This is a genomic window from Metallococcus carri (assembly GCF_011440275.1).
Lineage (GTDB): Bacteria > Actinomycetota > Actinomycetes > Actinomycetales > Dermatophilaceae > Metallococcus > Metallococcus carri.
In genome coordinates this window covers 78794-98158 of sequence record NZ_JAAOIV010000006.1, presented here as the reverse complement: position 1 = coordinate 98158, position 19365 = coordinate 78794, and the positions used below count along the sequence as shown (strand labels likewise).

Here is a 19365-nt window from a genome sequence, read left to right as displayed (position 1 = left end):
ACCGTCTGCGGCCCGAAGCAGCACTGAGGTGACCACATGGCGTTGACGCCTGAAGATGTCGTCAAGAAGGAATTCACCAAGCCCAAGGGGTTTGGCAAGAGCGGCTACGACGAGATCCAGGTGGACGACTTCCTCGACGAGATCGTCATCGAACTTCGTCGACTGAACGCCGAGAACGAGGACCTCGCGACCAAGCTCGAGGACTGCCGGCGTAGCTCCACCAGCTCCGCACCCGCTTCCTCCGGTGCTGCGGGCACCGCGTCGGCCGCCACCGCGGTCCCGGCCGTGCAGGCCGGCGCCGGCGACAAGGCCGATGCCGGCACGGTCGGGCCCGGCAAGGACGCCGACCACAAGTCGGACGACAAGGTCGCGGCGAAGGCCGGCGGTGTCGACGAGAAGGAACTCGCCGCCGCCAAGGCCGAACTCACCCGGGTCCAGGACCAGCTGCGCGCCGCCAAGGCCGAGCTGGCCAAGGTCCAGGGCGAGACCAAGACCGCCGAGGACAAGCTGGCCGGCCTGCGTCAGCAGATCGCTCAGGCCGAGAAGGATGAGGCCGCGGCTCGCGAGCGGGTGCAGGCCCAGGCCGCAGCGCCCGCCCAGCAGGCGCAGCCCACCGGTGACGGCCAGGGTGCCGCCCTTGCCGCCGGTGCCGCCGGTGGCGCGACCTCCGCGGCCGGGGTCATCGCGCTCGCGCAGAAGCTGCACGACGAGCACGTCAGGGAAGGCGAAACCACCCGCGACCGCCTCGTCAAGGAGGCCAACGAGCACCACACTCGGGTGATCGGCGAGGCCAACGCCAAGCATGACGAGCTGATCAAGACCGGCCAGGCCAAGTACGACGAGTTCGTGCGCACCGGCAAGGCCAAGCACGATGAGCTCGTCACCGCCGGCCAGCGCAAGCACGATGAGCTGGTGTCGACCGGCCAGCGCAAGCACGACGAACTGGTGACCACCGGCCAGGACAAGCACGACACGTTGGTGCGGGGTGCGGAGGAGAAGAAGACCTCGGTCCTCGCTGATCTCACCACCCAGCAGGACCAGTTGAACGGCAATATCGACCGGCTGAAGACCTTCGAGAACGACTACCGTCGCCAGCTCAAGGAGTTCATCACCGGTCAGCTCGGTCAGCTCGAGGACCGGCCGGCGGACGGCTCGTCCAACGGCGTCCGCGGCTGAGCCACCCTCCTTTCGCACAGGGCCATCCGCGTCGCGCGGGTGGCCCTGTGCGGTGTCTGCGCGCAAATCCCCGGTGCGGCGTTCGTTGTGAGGCGGTGCGCGGTCGCTTATCCTCAGGCAGTCGCACCAGCCTGCGGGCGGGTGCGTCGCCGCGCCTGCCGGTCATGGGACGGGCAGGGCAGACCGACGGGAGGGTCATCCATGGCTGAGAAGACGTCCGCGCGCCGCCGGCCGACGGTGGGTTCGGTGTTGAGGTCGGCCGGGTCCCTCGTTGGGCGCGCCACCGGCGGCTCGAAGAATGGCGCCACCACGGCAGCCGCCAGCAAAGCTGCCAAGCCGAGCACGAAGAGCACCACCAAGGCCACGTCTGCGAAGAAGACTGCTCCGGCCAAGACCGCACCCAAGGCCGCAAGCAAGAAGACCGCGGCTAAGGCTGCTCCGGCGAAGAAGACCGCTCCGGCCAAGACCGCGGCGAAGAAGACCGCGACCAAGACTGCCGCGAAGAAGCGCACGGCTCAGACCGCTCCGGCGAAGAAGACGGCGACGAAGACTGCCGCGAAGAAGAGCACGGCTCAGGCCGCTCCGGCGAAGAAGACGGCGACGAAGACTGCCGCGAAGAAGACCGCGACCAAGACTGCCGCGAAGAAGACCGCGGCGAAGAAAACGACCCCGCCGGTCACGAAGTCCACCTCGCCGCGCAGCGTCACAGGTCGCGGGGTTACCGTTTCGTCCTCCGCCAGCACGGCACGTCGCAGCTCAACGACCAAGAAGGACACCGTGACCACCACTGCCGCCAACCTCGTCGTCCGCGAGGACGAATCCCCGTGGACCGCCGACGAACTCGCCGAGGTCCGCCGCGAACTCACCGAAGACGGCGACCGCTTGCGCGCCGAACTGCGCGAGATCGAGCAAGACATCGCGGGCCTGGTGAAGGACAGCGGCGACGGGGCCGGCGACGACCAGGCCGATGTGGGGTCCAAGACCTTCGAGCGCGAATACGAATACTCCGTGGCGCAGAACTCGCGTGACGCGTTGCGCCAGACCGAGCGCGCGCTGGAGCGGATCGCCGACGGCACGTATGGCGTGTGCGAGGCGTGCGGCAACCCGATCGGCAAGGAGCGGCTGCAGGCCTTCCCGCGCGCGACGCTGTGCGTGGTCGACAAGGCCAAGCAGGAGCGTCGCTGATCTTGTCCACCGCGGTCCCGGTGGTGCGACGGTCGGCCCTCGCGCTGCTCGCTGGGGTGCTGGTCCTCGGTTACGCGGCCGACCAGCTGGTCAAGGCGTGGGCGGTCGCTGCTCTCGAGCCGGGCCAGCCGCGCGAGCTGATCGGCTCGGTGCTGCGACTGCACCTGACCCGCAACCCCGGGGCGGCGTTCTCGATCGCGACGAACGCCACCTGGGTGCTCACCATCATCGCCATCGTGGTCATCGGCGCGACCTTGTATGTCGCCCGCCGGTTGCGCAGCCGTGCCTGGGCCTGCGCGCTCGGGCTGCTGCTGGCCGGTGCGCTCGGCAACCTGACCGATCGTTTCTTCCGGGCGCCCGGCGGCGGCAAAGGACATGTCGTGGACATGCTGGAGCTGCCGAACTGGCCGATCTTCAATGTCGCCGACATCTGTGTGGTGACGGCCGCCTGCCTGATCGCGCTGCTGGCCTTCCGCGGCATCGGCGTGGACGGCACCCGCGCGTCGGGCGACGACGCGAAGGCGACCGAACCTGCCGGGGCGACCGCGGACGGCATACGGCCGGAGAAGTCCGGTGGGTGAACTGAAGACGCTCTTCGTGCCGGACGGGCTGGAGGGGGAGCGGATCGACGCCGCGCTCGCGCGGGTGCTGGGGCTGTCGCGCACGCGAGCGGCCGAGCTTGTTGCCGCCGGCGCGGTCACCCTCGACCACCAGGTGGTCGTCAAGTCGGCGCGGGTGAGTGCGGGGCAGTGGCTCGAGGTCGAACTCGCCGACAGCGCTCCCCGGGTCGCCGAAGTGCGGCCGCAGGAGGTGCCGGGGCTGCGCATCGTGTATGACGACACCGAGATCGTCGTCGTCGACAAGCCGGCCGGGGTCGCCGCGCACCCGAGTGTCGGCTGGGACGGCCCGGATGTGGTGAGTGGGCTCGCTGCAGCGGGCTACCGCATCTCGACCTCCGGTGCGCCTGAGCGGCAGGGGATCGTGCAGCGCCTGGACGTCGGCACGAGTGGGCTGATGGTCGTGGCCAAATCCGAGCGGGCCTACACGGTGCTCAAGCAGGCCTTCCGCGATCGGACCGTCGACAAGACGTATCACGCTCTCGTGCAAGGACTTCCGGACCCGGTGGTCGGCACCATCGATGCACCGATCGGGCGGCATCCGGGGCATGACTACAAGTTCGCGGTGATGAACTCGGGGCGCGCGAGCGTGACGCATTATGAGTTGCTCGAGGCGTTCCGGTCGATGTCGCTGCTGACGATCCACCTGGAGACCGGACGCACCCATCAGATTCGGGTGCACTTCGCCGCGTTGCATCACCCGTGCGTCGGCGACCCGCTCTACGGGTCGGATCCGAAGCTCGCCAAGAAGCTCGGCCTGGACCGGCAGTGGCTGCACGCGGTCGAGCTCGGCTTCGAGCATCCGGGGTCTGGGGAGTGGGTCACCTTCGAAAGCCCTTACCCGCCCGACCTCCAGCACGCCCTCGACGTCGCCCGCACGAACATCAACTAACTCAGCCGCACCCTCCTCGCCGGTTGAGCAAGGGCGAGGGACGAGCCCGCGTCGAAACCCGTCGCGCCACAGCGGGTTTCGACGCGCGTCGTCGCTGCGCTCCTCCGCTCGCTCAACCAGCGGAGCGGGCGTGTGTGGGCGCGTATCACACGCCTCATCCGTCACGTCCTGGCGTGGCCGGCGGACCCTGTCGGTGCCCCGTCTTAGACTCGTCGCGATGTCCAGCTCACCCGCCCAGAACTTCGTGCACCTGCACGTGCACACCGAGTACTCGATGCTGGATGGCGCGGCCAAGGTCGCCCCGTTGTTCGCCGAGGTGGAGCGGCTCGGGATGCCCGCGGTGGCGATGTCGGACCACGGCAATATGTTCGGCGCCTACGACTTCTACACCGCCGCCAAGGACACCGGCGTCGCCCCGATCATCGGCATCGAGGCGTATGTCGCCCCCTCCACCCGCCATAGCCGCCAGCAGGAGTTCTGGGCCACCGGCGGCCAGCGCGACAACAATGTCGACGGCGAGGGCGGCAAGGACGTCTCCGGCGGCGGCCGCTACACGCACATGACGATGTGGGCCAAGAACGCCCAGGGTCTGCGCAACCTGTTCGCGCTGAGCTCGCTGGCGAGCTTCGAGGGCTACTACATGAAGCCCCGCATGGACCGCGAGCTGCTGTCGCAACGCTCCGAGGGCATCATCGCCACCACCGGCTGCCCGTCCGGTGAGGTCCAGACCCGGCTTCGTCTCGGCCAGTTCGACCAGGCGGTGGAGGCGGCCGCGGCATACCAGGACATCTTCGGCAAGGAGAACTTCTACCTCGAGCTGATGGACCACGGGGTCGACATCGAGCGGCAGGTGCGCCGCGACCTGCTGCGCCTGGCCGAGAAGCTCGACCTGCCGCTGCTGGCGACCAACGACAGCCACTATGTCACCGAGGACCAGGCCGACAGCCACGACGACCTGCTGTGCGTCGGGGTCGGCAAGAACAAGGACACCCCGGGCCGGTTCAAGTTCAACGGCAGCGGTTACTACATCAAGACGCCCGACCAGATGCGCGAGCTGTTCGCCGAGCTGCCGGAGGCGTGCGACAACACGCTGCGGGTCGCGGAGCAGGTCACCTCCTACGACGAGGTCTTCGCGTATGTCGACCGCATGCCCCAGTTCCCGGACGTGCCCGAGGGGGTGACCCAGGCGGCATACCTGCGCGAGCAGATCCAGGTCGGCCTGCAGGAGCGGTATGACGGCCACCCGCCCCAGGAGGTGCTCGACCGGGTCGAGACCGAGATGGCGGTCATCGAGCCGATGGGGTTCAGCTCCTACTTCCTCGTGGTCGCCGACATCTGCAAATACGCGCGCGACAACGGCATCCCGCTCGGCCCGGGCCGCGGCTCGGCGACCGGCTCGATGGTCGCCTATCTGACCCGCATCACCGAGCTGGACCCGATCGAGCACCAGCTGCTCTTCGAGCGCTTCCTCAACCCTGAGCGGATCAACCCGCCGGACGTCGACCTCGACTTCGACGACCGGCAGCGCGACAAGATGGTCCGCTATGTCACCGAAAAATACGGTGCCGGCTACACCGCTCAGGTCAACACCTTCAGCACCATCAAGGCCAAGGCCGCGGTCAAGGACGCCAACCGCATCCTCGGCCACCCGTTCAGCCTCGGCGACCAGATCTCCAAGGCGATGCCGCCCGACGTGCAGGGCAAGGGGGTGCCGCTGAAGCAGCTGTTCAACCCCGAGCACGAGCGTTACAACGAGGGCGTCGACTTCCGCGCGATGTACGAATCGCAGCCGGAGGTCAAGCAGGTCGTCGACACCGCGATGGGCCTGGAGGGGATGATCCGCGGCACCGGCGTGCACGCCGCAGCGGTCATCTTGTCCAGCGAGCCGCTGCTCGACCTGATCCCGATGCACCGCCGGGACAAGGACGGCACGATCATCACCGGCTTCTCCTTCCCGCAGTGCGAGGAGATGGGCCTGGTCAAGATGGACTTCCTGGGGCTGCGCAACCTGGGCATCATCGACCAGGCGATCCGCAATATCGAGGCCAACCGCGGCGAGCAGATCACCACCGAATCGATCCCGCTGGACGACGCCAAGACCTACGAGCTGCTGGCGCGCGGTGACACCCTCGGTGTCTTCCAGCTCGACGGTGGCGCGATGCGCTCGCTGCTGAAGCTGATGGCCCCGACCCGGTTCGAGGACATCGCGGCGGTGCTCGCGCTCTACCGGCCCGGTCCGATGGCCGCCAACGCCCACATCAATTACGCCGAGCGCAAGAACGGCCGCCAGCCGATCACGCCGATCCACCCCGAGCTGGAGCAGGCGCTCGACCCGATCCTCGGCACGACCTACCACCTGCTGGTCTACCAGGAGCAGATCATGGCGATCGCCCGCGAGCTCGCGGGCTACACCCTGGGTGGCGCCGACCTGCTGCGCCGGGCGATGGGCAAGAAGAAGCCCGAAGTGCTGGCCAAGGAGTGGGACAACTTCTCCGCCGGTATGACGAGCAACGGCTTCTCGGCCGAGGCCACCAAAGCGTTGTGGGACGTCATGCTGCCCTTCTCGGGCTATGCGTTCAACAAATCGCACACCGCCGGCTACGGGCTGGTGTCCTACTGGACGGCCTACCTCAAGGCGAACTACCCGGCGGAGTATGCCGCCGCGTTGCTCACCTCGGTGGAGGACTCCAAGGACAAGATGGCGGTCTACCTGGCCGACACCCGCAAGCTCGGGATCAAGGTGCTGCCGCCGGATGTCAACGAGTCGATCGACGACTTCACCGCGGTCGGGGAGGACATCCGCTTCGGCCTGGCGGCGGTGCGCAATGTCGGTGGCAATGTGGTCGATGCGATCGTGCAGGCGCGCGAGGAGAAGGGCCGGTTCACCTCCTTCGAGGACTTCCTGCGCAAGGTGCCCGCGGTGGTGTGCAACAAGCGCACGATCGAGTCGCTGATCAAGGCCGGTGCGTTCGATGACCTCAAGCACAAGCGGCAGGGCCTGGTGCACATCCACGAGACCTATGTCGATTCCCTCGCGGAGGAGAAGCGGCACGAGGCGCACGGTCAAGACAGCCTCTTCGGCGGCTTCGGTGACGAGGAGCAGGCGGTGCAGCTGGCCGCGCTGCCCGCCATACCGGATGTCGAATGGGACAAGCAGACCCTGCTCGCCTTCGAGCGGGACATGCTCGGGCTCTACGTGTCCGATCACCCGCTGTTCGGCATCGAGCGGATGCTGGCGCAGTATGCCGACACCTCGATCGCCCGGCTGCTCGGCGAGGACGCACCGCCCGACAAATCCCGGGTCACCATCGCCGGGCTCATCACCGCCCTGCAGCTGAAGCGCAACAAGCGTGGCGAGCTGTGGGCGATCGCGACCGTCGAGGACCTCGAGGGTGCGATCGACGTGATGTTCTTCGCCAAGACCTATCTCACCGTGTCGACCATGCTCGCCACCGACGTGGTGTGCGTGATCAAGGCCCGGGTGATGACCCGCGATGACGGCATCCAGCTGTCGGCCGACGAGCTGACGCTGCCCGAGCTCAAGGGCGACGTGCGCGGCCCGATCGTGCTGACGCTGCCGCTGTCGCGAGCCAACAATGGCCTGGCAACCAAGCTCAAGAGCGTGTTGGGGGAACACCCGGGCGCGACCGAGGTGCACATGCGGCTCACCCAGCCGGGACGGTGCGTCACGGTCAAACTCGACGACGCGCTGCGGGTCACCGCCTCGCCGGCGCTGTTCGGAGATCTGAAGGCGCTGCTCGGTCCGGCGTGTCTGACGGGCTGAGCGCCATACCGTTGCCCGACGCAATAGCCTGACGGGACCCGCACGAAGGAGCACGTCATGTCGCGTCCCACCCTGCCCAACCCCAGCCGTCGTCAGGTCTTCGCCGGTGTCGGCTCCGTCGCCGCGGCCGCCGCGCTGGCCGCGTGTGGTGGCAACACCGGCCGCAGTGGTGGTGGCTCCAGCGGCGGCGGGTCCGGCTCGATCGCGCAGTGGTATCACCAGTACGGCGAGCCCGGCACCGAGCAGGCGGTCAAAAAGTATGCCGCGGCGTACAAGGACGCCAAGGTCAATGTCACCTGGGTGCCCGGCGACTACGACAAGAAGTCCGCTGCCGCGCTGCTGACCTCCAGCGGCCCGGACGTCTTCGAATACGGCAACGGACCGACGATCGACATGATCACCGGCAAGCAGGTGGTCGACCTCACCGACCTGCTGGGCGATGCCAAATCCGACTTCACCCCGGCGATGCTCGCGCGGATGACCTACCAGGGCAAGCTCTACGGCATACCTCAGGTGGTCGACCTGCAGTTGATGGTCTACCGCAAAAGCCTGCTGGCCAAGGCGGGCGTCAAGCCGCCGACCACCCTGGATGAGCTGATCGACGCGGCCGGCAAGCTCACCTCCGGCAAGGTCAAGGGGCTCTTCCTCGGCAACGACGGCGGCGCCGGCGTGCTCGGTGGGCCGGTGCTGTGGAGCACCGGGCACGACTACCTGACCAAGGACAACAAGCCCGCCTTCAACAACCCCGAAGTCGCGGGCGCACTCGCCACACTGCAGAAGCTCTTCCGGTCCGGCAACCTGCTGCTCGGCGCGCCGACCGACTGGTCCGACCCGGGCGCGATCTCCCAGGGCCTGTGCGCCATGCAGTGGACCGGCCTGTGGACCTTCCCGCAGCTGAAGCAGGCGCTCGGCGACGACTTCGGGGTGCTGCCCTTCCCGGCGATCGGTTCGTCGGGCAAGCAGTCGATCCCGTTCGGCGCCTATGCCTCCTGCGTGAGTGCGAAGGCCAAGGATGTCGAGGCGGCCAAGAAGTTCGTGAAGTGGTTGTGGGTCGACCAGACCGACGACCAGCTCGACTTCGCCCAGAGCTACGGCTTCCACGTGCCCTCGCGCACCAGCCTGATCGCCAAGGCCGACAAGCTGAAGTCCGGGCCGGCCGCCGAGGCTGCCGGGTTCATCGCCAAGTACGGCCACCCGCAGACCCCGCTGCTGTGGACCCCGACCTCGTCGACGGCGTTCACCGACGCGATGGACAAGATCATCCGCTCCGGCGCCAACCCGGCCAAGACCTTGGCGTCGGTGGAGGCGACGGTGAAGAACGAAATGAAGCGCTTCGCGTGAGCGCACCGGCAGCCGCGTCGGACTCGGCCGGGGCTGCCCGGTCCGGCCCGGCGCGGCCGGCACCCAGCCGACGGCGCTGGACCGACAACCCGCACCTGTGGTTCTGGGTCTTCGTCGGCCCGTTCTTCCTCGGCCTGGCGATCTTCGTGCTCATCCCGATCGGCTGGAGCATCTGGCTGAGCTTCTACAACGCGCACAACACGGTGACGCCGACCGAGTTCGTCGGTTTCGACAACTACCGCGCCATGCTGGGCGATCCGGCCTTCCGCTCCAGCCTGGTCACCTTCGTGGTCTTCGCGGCGTTCATCGTGCCGACCACCTTCGTCATCTCGCTCGGCCTGGCGGTGCTGCTGGAGGCGACGTCGTGGGGGCGGGCGTTCTTCCGCTCGGTCTTCTTCCTGCCGGTCGCCTGCTCGTATGTCGTGGCCGCGCTGATCTGGCGGCACGGCATCTTCACCGGCATCTCCAGCGGCCTGGCCAACACCGTGCTGGGCTGGGTGGGTCTCGACCCGGTGCCGTGGCTGTCGGTGGTGCACCCGCCGTGGTACTGGCTGGTGATCACCACCGTGCGGTTGTGGCTGCAGGTCGGGTTCTACATGGTGCTCTTCCTGGCCGCGCTGCAACGCATCCCGCGACATCTCTACGAGGCGGCCGCGCTGGACGGTGCGACGGGCTGGAAGGCGTTCCGCTACATCACCTTCCCGCAGTTGCGCACGACCTCGACCGCGGTGCTGATGTTGTTGCTGGTCAACGCTTTTCAGGCGTTCGACGAGTTCTACAACATCCTCGCGACGCCCGGCGGCTACCCGCCATACGCCCGTCCGCCGTTGATCTATCTCTACAACATCGCGCTCGGCAGCGTGCAGGACTTCGGCAACGGCAGCGCCGGTGCCGTCATCCTCACCCTGCTGATCGCGGTCTTCGCGCTGGTGCAGGGCAAGCTCACCGGCCTCGGACGGAGCGAGTCGTGAGCTCGGTCGGGGTGGGCCAGGGCGACCGGCGCGCGGCCAAGGTCGCGCGCGGGATCGTGCTGGTGTTGCTCACGATCGCCTTCCTGATCCCGTTCTACCTGCTGGTGCGCGACGCACTGTCGACCGACCAGCAGATCAACAACGTCAACGGCTGGACCTGGTTCCCGTCGAATCCGCAGTGGCACAACCTGATCGACGCGTTCAACGATCCGAGTGCTCCGCTGGGGCGCAGCATGCTGAACTCGCTGTTCATCGCCGTCACCCAGACCGTGGGCGTGCTGGTCATCTCCGGTATGGCGGGCTACGGGCTCGCGCGCATCCGGGTGCGTTACGCGAGTGCGGTGTTCTACGTCGTGCTGGCGACGCTGCTCATCCCGGCCGCGGTGACCTTCGTGCCGTCCTTCGTGATGGTCTCCACCCTCGGTTGGGTCTCCACCCTGCGCGGGCTGATCGTGCCGGGACTCTTCCAGGCGCTGGCGACCTTCTTGTTCCGGCAGTACTTCCTGGGTTTTCCCAAGGAGCTCGAGGAGGCCGCGCAGATCGACGGCGCCGGGCCGTGGCGCACTTTCTGGCGCATCGTGGTGCCCAACTCGTGGTCCTTCGTGGCAGCCATCGCCACGATCACCTTCATCGGCTCATGGAACGCCTTCCTCTGGCCGCTGGTGATCGGCCAGGACCAGAACTCCTGGACGGTGCAGATCACCCTGTCGACCTACGCCACGGCGCAGTCGATCAACCTGCACGGCATGTTCATGGCCGCGCTCATCTCGATGGTGCCGCTGCTGCTGATGTTCCTGTTCCTGCAGCGGTGGATCGTCGCCGGTGTCGAGCAGACCGGCATCAACGAATGACCATCTGCTGGCGTCGATCCATCTAGTGACCGTACTTCCGATGGGCATTCTGCTTGCTCGTGCCGAGAACAAGTCCGATCGCGGTCCACGAATCACCGGCCTCGCGAGCCGCCCGGACGGCTGCGTGGAGTTTCTCGTCGGCGGCATCCCGAGCCTTCGCGGCGGAAGCGATCTCACGCAGGTGGGAGCCGTCGCGCATATCGGCCGTGTCGATGGAGTCGATGAAGTCGTCGATCTTGCGCTGCTTGGTGGTCTTGGTCGTCATGGTGCTCACCCCAGAAGGCGGTAGTTCTTCGGTTGGAGGATGTCCGCGTGGATCACCCGCACAGGCTGGCTGGCGGGAACGAGGACCAGTTCGAGAAAGCGTCCGTCGCGAGCGGGGCCAATGAGGAAGATTCGCTCTTCGCCGTCGTAGGTCTGTTCTGCATATCGGATGAGGTTGGTGATGGCGTGCAGGATGTCGGCATCCTCGATGCCGTGCTTGCGTGCGCTCCACGCGATCTGCATTCGTCATCATAACATTGACGCTTGCTGTCCGGTCATCGCGTGCAACGAACGATCAGCAGCTGACCAATCCCTTGACGGCCCAGGGGTGCTCGCTGGCAGGTTGGGGCGATGCGCCCGTCCCCGCCCCGCGCCCTGCACCTGGTGCTCGCCGCGATCCCGTTCGTGATGATGCTCCTCGCGATCCCCTTCGTGAACCGCACCGAGCCGTTCGTGCTTGGCCTGCCGTTCTTCCTCTTCTGGATCGTCCTCGCGGTCGTCATCACCGCGATCTGTATGACGACCGTCTACCTCACCGATCCGGCGAACAAGCGCGGCGCGGAGGGTGACCAGTGAGCGCCGCCCTCGTCATCCTGGCGCTCTTCTTCCTGCTGGCGCTCGGCCTCGGCATCGCCGGCCGCCGGGGCAAGGAGATGGACCTGGAGCAATGGAGCGTCGGCGGGCGCGGCTTCGGCTCATTGATCGTCTTCTTGCTGCTGGCCGGTGAGATCTACACGACCTTCACCTTCCTCGGCGCCTCCGGCTATTCCTACAAGAACGGCGGCGCCGCCTATTACATCCTGTGCTACGGCGCGCTGGCCTATGTCATCTCCTACTGGCTGGCGCCGGCGATCTGGCGCTATGGACAGAGCAAAAGGCTTCTGTCCCAACCAGATTGGTTCATCAGCAAGTACAACAGCCGGATGCTCGGCACGGTCGTGGCGATCCTCGGCGTGATCGCGATGGTGCCCTATCTCGAACTGCAGCTGAAGGGCCTCGGGATCATCGTGCAGGAGACCTCCTACGGCCGGGTCTCGGCGACCGCAGCGGTCTGGATCGGCGCGCTGGGACTCGCGGCATACGTCACGATCTCGGGGATCCACGCGGCGGCGACCAATGCGATCGTCAAGGACGTGCTCGTGCTCATCGTGGTCATCGCGATCGGGATCTACCTGCCGATCCACACCAGCGGATCGATCGAGGCGATGCTGCAAGCGGTGAACGCCAAGGCGCCCGGGCACCTGGTGCTGAGCAAGCCGGCCTTCGACCCAGGCTGGTTCATCACCAGCGTGCTGCTGTCCGCCCTGGGATTCTTCATGTGGCCGCACTACTTCAGCGCGATCTACTCCAGCAAGGACCAGAAAACCTTCCGGCGCAATGCCGCGCTGCTGCCGATCTACCAGTTGGTGCTGCTCTTCGTGATCTTCGTCGGGTTCACCGCCTTCCTGGTGACGCCGGGCCTGGCCAACGGCGACCTGTCGCTGCTCGCGATCTCGCGCTCGCAGCTGCCGTCGTGGGCGGTGGGCTTCATCGGCGCGGCCGGCATGCTCTGCGCGCTGGTGCCCGGCGCAATGCTGCTCACGACCTGCGCGACGCTGATCGCCCAGAACGTGCTGAAACCGTTGGCGCCCAGCCTTTCCGGTCAGCGGCTGTCGCTCGTGGCCCGTGCGTTCGTGCCGATCATCGCGCTGGTCGCGCTCTATCTGGTCTTCAACGGCGGCGACGCGATCGTCAACCTGCTGTTGCTCGGCTACGCCTTCGTCACCCAGCTCTTCCCGTCAATGGTGCTCAGCCTGCTGCGGCGCAACCCGGTGTCGGCGATCGGAGCGGCCGCGGGCATGGTCGTCGGAGCCGCGATCGTCACCTGGCTGACGATCGGCAAGCTGACGACCGGTGACGTGCTGCCGTTCCTGCCGAGCGGCCTGCACCACCTCAACGTCGGCATGGTCGCGCTGGTCGCCAATGTCATCGTGATGGCGATCGTTTCCGCGGTCACCGGTGGGCCGGCTCGCGCGCGGGAGGTGCGGCCCGCGACCTAAGGTGTGCGGGTGACCGTTCAGCCACCGTATGCCGACCGCGAACCCCACCAGCGCACCTTCCACGGGGACGTCGTCGACGACCCGATGGCGTGGATGCGCAACCACGACGACCCACGGTTGCTCGAGCTGGTGCGGGCCGAGAACGATTACACCGAGGCGGTCACCGCCGACCTTGCGCCGCTCGCGGACACGCTCTTCGAGGAGTTGCGGGCACGCATCCATGAGGACGACGTTTCGGTGCCGGTGCGCCTGGGTGATTGGTGGTACTACTCACGCACCGTGGCCGGGCTGCAATACGAAATCCATTGCCGCGCACCGCGATCCGCGCACCCCGAGCGCCCGCATGTCGAGCCGGGCGCGCCGGTCGAGGGCGAGCAGGTGCTCGTCGACGGCAACGCCGAGGCGCAGGGCCAGGAGTTCTTCGAGCTCGCCGCACTCGAGGTGGACCACGCGGGGGAGCGCATCGCGGTGCTCGTCGACCGCACCGGCGGAGAGCTCTACGACCTCGAGGTGCGGGACGCGGCGACCGGCGCGGTGCTCGACGACAGCGTGCGCCAGGTCGGCAACGAGCTGGCCTGGTCGGTCGACGGCAGCCACCTGTTCTACACCCGCCGGGACGACGCGTGGCGCTCCTTCCAGGTCTGGCGGCACGAGTTCGGCCGACCGGCCGAGACCGACGTGCTCGTCGCGGACGAGCCGGACGAGGTCTTCTCCCTCGGCATCGACTCCTCCCGCGACGGCAATTGGCTGACGATCTACTCCGAGTCGCGCACCACGACCGAGGTGCGGCTGCTCGACCTGCGGCACCCGCTGTCGGAGCCGGTCATGGTCGAGCCGCGCACCCCAGGGCTGGACTATGACGTCGAAGTGGACGGTCCACGAATCCTGGTGACGCACAACGGGTCTCGGCCCGACTTCGATGTCGCGTGGGCTCCGCTGCAGACGCCCGGCCGACAGCACTGGCGACCGCTGCTTACCGGCGAAGAGGGGGACCGCATCCTCGGTGTCGCGGCGTTCCGCGATGTGGTGGCCGTGGCGATGCGGCACCAGGGGATCGGGACCGTGCGGCTGGTGCCCAAGCACGGGTCGTCATACGGGCAGATCGAGGACATTCCCGGGCTCGGTCCGCTGACGACGGTCGGGCTCGGGTCCAACCCGGCATACGACACCGACGCGGTGCAGGTGGTCGCCTCCTCGCTGCTGATCCCACGGTCGGTGCTGTCCGTCGGGCCGGGGCGCGAACCCGAGCTGCTCAAGCGACAGGAGGTGCCGGGTTACGACCCGAGCCGGTATGTCGAGGAGCGCGTCTGGGTCACCGCGCGCGACGGCGAGCGGGTGCCGATGTCGGTCGCCCGGCGGGCTGAGCTCACTGCGGACGGCAGCAACCCCGGCTATCTCTATGGCTACGGGTCCTACGAGGCGAGCAGCGACCCGAGCTTCGCGGTGTCGCGGCTATCGCTGCTCGAGCGCGGTCTCGTGGTGGCTATCGCGCACGTGCGCGGTGGTGGCGAGCTCGGCCGGCGGTGGTATGAGCAGGGCAAATTCCTCGCCAAGCCCAACACCTTCCACGACTTCGTCGACTGTGGTCGAGCGCTCATCGAGCAGGGCTGGGTGGCACCCAATCGCCTTGTCGCCGAAGGATTTTCGGCCGGTGGCCTGCTCATCGGTGCCGCGGTCAACGAGGCGCCGGAACTGTTCGCCGCCGTGCACGCGGGGGTGCCCTTCGTCGACGCGCTCACCACCATCCTCGACCCGACGCTGCCGCTCACGGTCGGCGAATGGGAGGAGTGGGGCAATCCGATCGAGGACGCCGAGATCTACGCGTGCATGAAGGCCTACTCGCCGTACGAGAACGTCCGCCCGGTCGACTACCCGGCGATCCTCGCGACGACGAGCATCAACGACACGCGGGTGTCCTTCGTCGAGCCGGTGAAGTGGGTGCAGCGGCTGCGCGAGACGGTCACCGGCGGGCGGCCGATCGTGCTGCGCACGCAGATCGTCGCTGGGCACGGCGGCAGCAGCGGGCGGTATGACGCCTGGCGCGACCAGGCGTTTGAGCGCGCCTTCTTGGTGTCCTACGCGCTGCGCTGACTGCCTTAGGCGCTGCGTCGAGCGGGCGCCTTCTCGACCTCGGCCTTGATCTTGGCCAGGGTCTGCTTCATGCCGGTGACGAGGTCGGCTTCGAAGCGGGCCTCGCCGCCGAGGAAGGCGTCGATCAGCTTGTGCGAGATCGCGGTCGTGCCGTTCGTGACATCGCGGGTTTCGGTGAGTTTTGTGCCACCGTCGGCGGCCGGCTCGAGGTCGAAGCGCCAGATCGCCTTGTTCTCCCGCACCCGGAAAGCGATGGCGCGATCGGGCTCGAACTCGGTGACCATCGACTGGGTCGGCCACACCTTGAGGCCTTCGCGGTTGACGTTGACCATCTTGGTGCCCTTGGCGATCGGTCCGCCGCCCCGCACGATCACCTTGCGGCACTGCGGGCTCCATTCGCCCATCCGCTTGAGGTCGGACACCACGGCCCAGACGGCGCTCGGCGGCGCGTCGATCGTGACGGAGGTGCTGAGGTTGGCGGGCATGGCGCTCCTACGACTCGGGGTCATTGCTCGGCACCGATCCTAAGCGAGCGCTCACTATCGGCGCAGTCGAATCCGTTCAGGTGACCGCTTCACCCGGGCGCGCACACCGCTCAGCTGGGCCGGTCCCGTTCGCGCACGCGCAAACCGCTGTCGATGAGCCGTCGGATGAGTTCGCTCGCGGTGACCTCGGTTGCGCCCGCGGCGACGACTTCGGCATACCGCTCCTGCGGGATGTCGTAGTGGTCGATGTCGAAGCCGCGCGACGGCAAGTCGAGCGCGCGCGCGAAGGCGTGCAGCTCGTCATACGAGCTGTCGCTCACCAGATGCGACCACAGCCGGCCGTGTGCCGGCCAGAACGGCGGATCGATGAGGATGGTCACGAAGGTCGAGCCTACGAGGGGGATTGACCGGCGCGCGCGGGGTCAGTTGAGGGCTTTGCGGAGTCGCTCGGCGACCTGGCTCGCCTGGTCGTCCTTGTAGCGCCGGCGTGGCCAGAAGAACCCGCGCAATCCGTCGCCCTTCGTGCGCGGCACGATATGGCAGTGCAGGTGCGGAACCGATTGCGACACAACGTTATTCATCGCCAGGAAGGTGCCCTGAGCGTCCAGCGCCATCGGCATGACCCCGGCGATGCGGCGCACCTCGGCAAAGAAGCCGGGCACCTGATCGGCAGGCAGGTCCGGCAGGGTGACGTAGTGCTCGCGCGGCACCACCAGCACGTGGCCGTGGAAGAGCGGCCGGGTGTCGAGGAAGGCCACGGTCGTGTCGGTCTCGTGCACGATCTGCGCCGGCAGGGTGCCCGCGACGATCCCGCAGAAGATGCAATCGGTCATGGGCCTCTTTTACACGAGAACCGTCCGGTCGCTATAACCGCCGGACGTCGCTACTACGGGTGTAGTTCATTCGCCGGTTGAGCGAGTCGAAACCCCGGAGATGGTCGCTATAACGACCGGAAAGCTCTACTACGGGTGTAGAGAGATCAGGGTCGGCAGCACGGCGGCCGCGGAGGCCTCGAGCCGCTGCCCGGCAGCGGCGGGGTCACCGAGCGTCGCCTGGGTGAGGGCTGACTCGAAAAGTCCGTCGAGGACGGCATACGTCGTGGGGGAGTCGAAGGACGGCCGGGCGCGGGCGAGATCGGCATACCGCTCGATAATCCGCCAGATCATCGCTTCCAGGCCGGCGTCGATCTCGACCACCGCCTCGCGCAGGTCCGGCTCGAAATAGGCGGCGGTGCGCAGGTCGTACCAGAGCCGGTGCATCGGTGCCTCGTCGCGCAAGGTTTCGGCGAGCTTGGCGGCGAACGCGGCCCGCAACTCCTCGGCGGTCGAGGAGTCGGCCACGATCGCGTCATAGCGAGTGACGCAGCGCGCCTTGTAGTAGCGCACGCAGTAGGCGATCAGCTCGGACTTGCTGGCGAAGTAGTAGTGCACGACGCCGTGGCTGAAGGGCGACTTGGCGGCGATCTCGCGCAGGCTGGTGCGGGCATAGCCGAGTTCGCCGAGGGTCTCCAGCGCCGACTCGGCGAGCTGGTCGCGCCGGGCGTCCTGCTTGGCCCCGAGGGCGCGCGCGGAGGATTCCGGCGAGGGCGCAAGGGCGCGTGCGGGTGCAGCCATGGCTCCAGGGTAGTCGAGACCGCCGATATCTTGACATTCGTCAAAACAAAGTCTTGACGAGTGTCAAGATCGTCGGTCAGGGTGGGGACGTGACGCCCGTCACGCCGACTGCAGGAGGTTCCCGTATGACGACCTACGACCTCACCGGCCGCATCGCGCTGGTGACCGGCGGTGCCCAGGGGCTGGGGCAAGGCATGGCGCAGGCGCTGGCCGCGGCCGGCGCGAAGGTGATGATCGGCGACGTCAAGGCCGAAGGCGAGCAGACCGCCGCCGACCTGGGCGAAGGCCATGGCTATGTGCAGCTCGACGTGACCGACGAGGCGAGCTGGACCACCGCCGTGCAGCACACGGTGCAACAACTCGGCGGCTTGGACATCCTGGTCAACAACGCGGGCATCGAGATCACCAGCCTGCTCACCGAGGTGGAGGCGGCCGACGCCCGGCGGATGCTGGAGGTCAACGTGCTCGGCACGGTCCTCGGGCTCAAGCACGGGCTGCGGGCGATGCGGCCGGACGGGCCGGCGGGCAAGGGCGGCGCGATCATCAACATGGCCTCGGTCGCGGCGACCATCGCCTTCCCGGGGATCGCGGTCTACAGCGCCACCAAGTCGGCCGTGGACCGGCTCACCCGGGTGGCCGCAATGGAGGCCGGCAAGCTCGGTTATGGCGTGCGCGTGAACTGCGTCTACCCCGGCCTGGTGCCGACCGAGATGGGCGCCGGGCTCGCCAACGATGTCGCCCAGATCGGACTTTTCGACAGCCCCGAGGCCGCCGTCGGTGCGGTGGTGGAGCTGACGCCGTCCGGCCGGCTCGGCGAAGTCAGCGATATGGCGGACGCGGTGGTCTTCCTGGCCTCCGACGCCGCCCGATTCATCACCGGCGCCGGCCTCCCGGTCGACGGCGGAATGGGAATGTGAGGAGCAGCATGAGCACCAAACCCGTTGTCGTGTATGGCGCTTCCGGCTACACCGGTCGCCTCGTGTGCGAATACCTACGCGAGTTCAACCTGCCCTTCGTCGCCGCTGGGCGCAACGAGGACAAGCTGACCGAATCGATGCAGTCCCATGTCGCCGGCATCGAGACCGCCGATTATGAGATCAAGGTCGTCGACCACACCGCGGACGCGCTCGCCGAGCTCTTCGACGGCGCGTCGGTGGTCTGCAACACCGTCGGACCGTTCAGCACGCTCGGCGGCGTCGTGGTGGAGGCGTGTCTGCAGGCCGGCACGCATTATGTCGACACGACCGGCGAGCAGGACTGGTTGATGACCTGCGACGAGCAGCACGGTGCGGCCTTCGCCGACAAGGGGCTGCTGCTTTCGCCCGGCATCGCGCAGATGTACACCACCGGCGAGATCGCCGCGCAGCTGTGCCTCGAGCAGCCCGGGCTGGACACCTTGGATATCGCGGTCTTCTGGGGCGGATCGCCCACTATCGCGTCCACCGAGACGATCCTGGTCAACGCGGCGTCCTCGGCCGCGCACTATCTGGAGCAGAACGCTTATGTGCCCTTCGATCCCGAGCAGGGACTGGTGCCGCTGGTCGTGCCCGGGCAGCACGAGCTCGCGCAGTCCCTCCCGTGGGGCGGCACCTCACATCCGGTGTGGTTCAAGCACGACCCGCGGGTGGCCAACTGCAAGGCGCAGGGCGGTGTGTTCAACGCGGCGCTGATGAATGGCGTGCCGCAGATCGTCGCCGGGGCCCTGGAAGCCACCAAGGACATGAACGCCGACGACAAGCAGGCCGCGCTGACCGCAACCGCCCGGCAGGTGATGGACACGATGCCGCCGCGAGAGAACCCGCGGATCAACAAGTCGCTCGACTCGGTCTACGCCTCCGGGCCGCTCGGCCGCGCGCACTGCGTGATCCACGGCAACTCCAATTACAAGCAGACCGGGCTCTTGCAGGCGTATGCCGCTTACTCCCTGACCCAATCGCCGCCCCAGCGCACCGGCTTCGCCTCGGCCTGTCAGGCCTTCGGGCACCGCGAGTTGCTCGGCGTGCTGCGCAGCTTCGGCCTGGTGTCGCCGCCGGTGCTCACCACCCAGGACTGAGCC

21 protein-coding genes are annotated in these 19365 nt (G+C 67.6%); 13 read left to right on the top strand and 8 right to left on the bottom strand.

Annotated features, from left to right (window positions below; genetic code table 11):
- The first annotated feature begins 36 nt into the window (after positions 1-36).
- A complete protein-coding gene (locus G9U51_RS09600) occupies positions 37-1176 on the top strand; it encodes a DivIVA domain-containing protein (RefSeq protein ID WP_166196413.1) in 1140 nt (379 codons plus the stop codon).
- 113 nt (positions 1177-1289) lie between these two features.
- Here the strand turns inward: G9U51_RS09600 and G9U51_RS17425 are convergent, their stop codons facing one another.
- Positions 1290-1688 (bottom strand): hypothetical protein, encoded by a 399-nt coding sequence (locus tag G9U51_RS17425; RefSeq protein WP_235945864.1) that lies wholly within the window; start codon positions 1686-1688, stop codon positions 1290-1292.
- A 60-nt stretch (positions 1689-1748) separates the two neighbouring features.
- Complete coding sequence (locus G9U51_RS17420) at positions 1749-1952, bottom strand: hypothetical protein (protein ID WP_235945862.1); 204 nt, start codon at positions 1950-1952, stop codon at positions 1749-1751.
- 1 nt (position 1953) lies between these two features.
- Here G9U51_RS17420 and G9U51_RS17415 point away from each other — a divergent pair, with 1 nt between their 5' ends.
- The 7 genes from G9U51_RS17415 to G9U51_RS09565 all read left to right on the top strand — a co-directional run bounded on the left by G9U51_RS17415 (position 1954) and on the right by G9U51_RS09565 (position 10817).
- Positions 1954-2361 carry a TraR/DksA family transcriptional regulator gene (locus G9U51_RS17415; protein WP_328823406.1) on the top strand — a complete coding sequence of 136 codons (408 nt, stop codon included), beginning with the start codon at positions 1954-1956 and terminating at the stop codon, positions 2359-2361.
- 2 nt (positions 2362-2363) lie between these two features.
- Complete coding sequence (gene lspA, locus G9U51_RS09590; RefSeq protein WP_207948178.1) at positions 2364-2942, top strand: signal peptidase II; 579 nt, start codon at positions 2364-2366, stop codon at positions 2940-2942.
- Positions 2935-3870, top strand: a complete 936-nt coding sequence (locus tag G9U51_RS09585; protein WP_166196409.1) for an RluA family pseudouridine synthase — start codon at positions 2935-2937, stop codon at positions 3868-3870. The genes lspA and G9U51_RS09585 overlap by 8 nt, the downstream gene beginning before the upstream one ends.
- 217 nt (positions 3871-4087) lie before the next feature.
- Entirely contained in the window at positions 4088-7654 is a 3567-nt protein-coding gene (gene dnaE, locus G9U51_RS09580; protein WP_166196407.1) for a DNA polymerase III subunit alpha, read from the top strand.
- Positions 7655-7711: 57 nt separating this feature from the next.
- On the top strand, positions 7712-8995 hold the full coding sequence (locus G9U51_RS09575; protein ID WP_166196404.1) for an ABC transporter substrate-binding protein: 1284 nt from the start codon (positions 7712-7714) through the stop codon (positions 8993-8995).
- Positions 8992-9966, top strand: a complete 975-nt coding sequence (locus tag G9U51_RS09570) for a carbohydrate ABC transporter permease (RefSeq protein WP_166196402.1) — start codon at positions 8992-8994, stop codon at positions 9964-9966. The genes G9U51_RS09575 and G9U51_RS09570 overlap by 4 nt, the downstream gene beginning before the upstream one ends.
- Positions 9963-10817 (top strand): carbohydrate ABC transporter permease, encoded by an 855-nt coding sequence (locus G9U51_RS09565; protein ID WP_166196400.1) that lies wholly within the window; start codon positions 9963-9965, stop codon positions 10815-10817. Before G9U51_RS09570 ends, G9U51_RS09565 begins: the two co-directional genes overlap by 4 nt.
- Before the next feature lie 22 nt (positions 10818-10839).
- On the opposite strand, the gene G9U51_RS09560 is transcribed toward G9U51_RS09565, so the two are convergent.
- Positions 10840-11082 carry a hypothetical protein gene (locus G9U51_RS09560; RefSeq protein WP_166196398.1) on the bottom strand — a complete coding sequence of 81 codons (243 nt, stop codon included), beginning with the start codon at positions 11080-11082 and terminating at the stop codon, positions 10840-10842.
- Positions 11083-11087: 5 nt separating this feature from the next.
- On the bottom strand, positions 11088-11324 hold the full coding sequence (locus tag G9U51_RS09555; RefSeq protein WP_166196396.1) for a BrnT family toxin: 237 nt from the start codon (positions 11322-11324) through the stop codon (positions 11088-11090).
- A 108-nt stretch (positions 11325-11432) separates the two neighbouring features.
- On the opposite strand from G9U51_RS09555, the gene G9U51_RS09550 reads away from it, so the two are divergent.
- The 3 genes from G9U51_RS09550 to G9U51_RS09540 are packed head-to-tail and all read left to right on the top strand — an operon-like array spanning position 11433 to position 15211.
- Positions 11433-11657, top strand: coding sequence for a DUF3311 domain-containing protein (locus tag G9U51_RS09550; RefSeq protein ID WP_166196394.1), 225 nt, complete (start codon positions 11433-11435; stop codon positions 11655-11657).
- Positions 11654-13120 (top strand): sodium:solute symporter family protein, encoded by a 1467-nt coding sequence (locus G9U51_RS09545; RefSeq protein WP_166196392.1) that lies wholly within the window; start codon positions 11654-11656, stop codon positions 13118-13120. The genes G9U51_RS09550 and G9U51_RS09545 overlap by 4 nt, the downstream gene beginning before the upstream one ends.
- A 9-nt stretch (positions 13121-13129) precedes the next feature.
- Positions 13130-15211, top strand: coding sequence for a S9 family peptidase (locus tag G9U51_RS09540; protein WP_328823404.1), 2082 nt, complete (start codon positions 13130-13132; stop codon positions 15209-15211).
- Positions 15212-15216: 5 nt separating this feature from the next.
- Here G9U51_RS09540 and G9U51_RS09535 read toward each other — a convergent pair whose 3' ends face one another.
- From G9U51_RS09535 to G9U51_RS09520, 4 genes are all read right to left on the bottom strand, one after another.
- Complete coding sequence (locus G9U51_RS09535; RefSeq protein WP_166196390.1) at positions 15217-15696, bottom strand: SRPBCC family protein; 480 nt, start codon at positions 15694-15696, stop codon at positions 15217-15219.
- Positions 15697-15806: 110 nt separating this feature from the next.
- Entirely contained in the window at positions 15807-16076 is a 270-nt protein-coding gene (locus G9U51_RS09530; RefSeq protein ID WP_166196388.1) for a DUF4031 domain-containing protein, read from the bottom strand.
- Positions 16077-16118: 42 nt separating this feature from the next.
- Positions 16119-16529 carry an HIT family protein gene (locus tag G9U51_RS09525; protein ID WP_166196386.1) on the bottom strand — a complete coding sequence of 137 codons (411 nt, stop codon included), beginning with the start codon at positions 16527-16529 and terminating at the stop codon, positions 16119-16121.
- A 129-nt stretch (positions 16530-16658) separates the two neighbouring features.
- Positions 16659-17309, bottom strand: coding sequence for a TetR/AcrR family transcriptional regulator (locus G9U51_RS09520; RefSeq protein WP_166196384.1), 651 nt, complete (start codon positions 17307-17309; stop codon positions 16659-16661).
- A gap of 125 nt (positions 17310-17434) precedes the next feature.
- On the opposite strand from G9U51_RS09520, the gene G9U51_RS09515 reads away from it, so the two are divergent.
- Together G9U51_RS09515 and G9U51_RS09510 are read left to right on the top strand one after the other, a co-directional pair.
- On the top strand, positions 17435-18226 hold the full coding sequence (locus tag G9U51_RS09515; protein WP_166196382.1) for an SDR family NAD(P)-dependent oxidoreductase: 792 nt from the start codon (positions 17435-17437) through the stop codon (positions 18224-18226).
- An 8-nt stretch (positions 18227-18234) separates the two neighbouring features.
- Positions 18235-19362: a DUF5938 domain-containing protein gene (locus tag G9U51_RS09510; protein WP_166196380.1), complete on the top strand. Its 1128-nt coding sequence runs from the start codon at positions 18235-18237 to the stop codon at positions 19360-19362.
- The last annotated feature ends 3 nt before the right edge of the window (positions 19363-19365 follow it).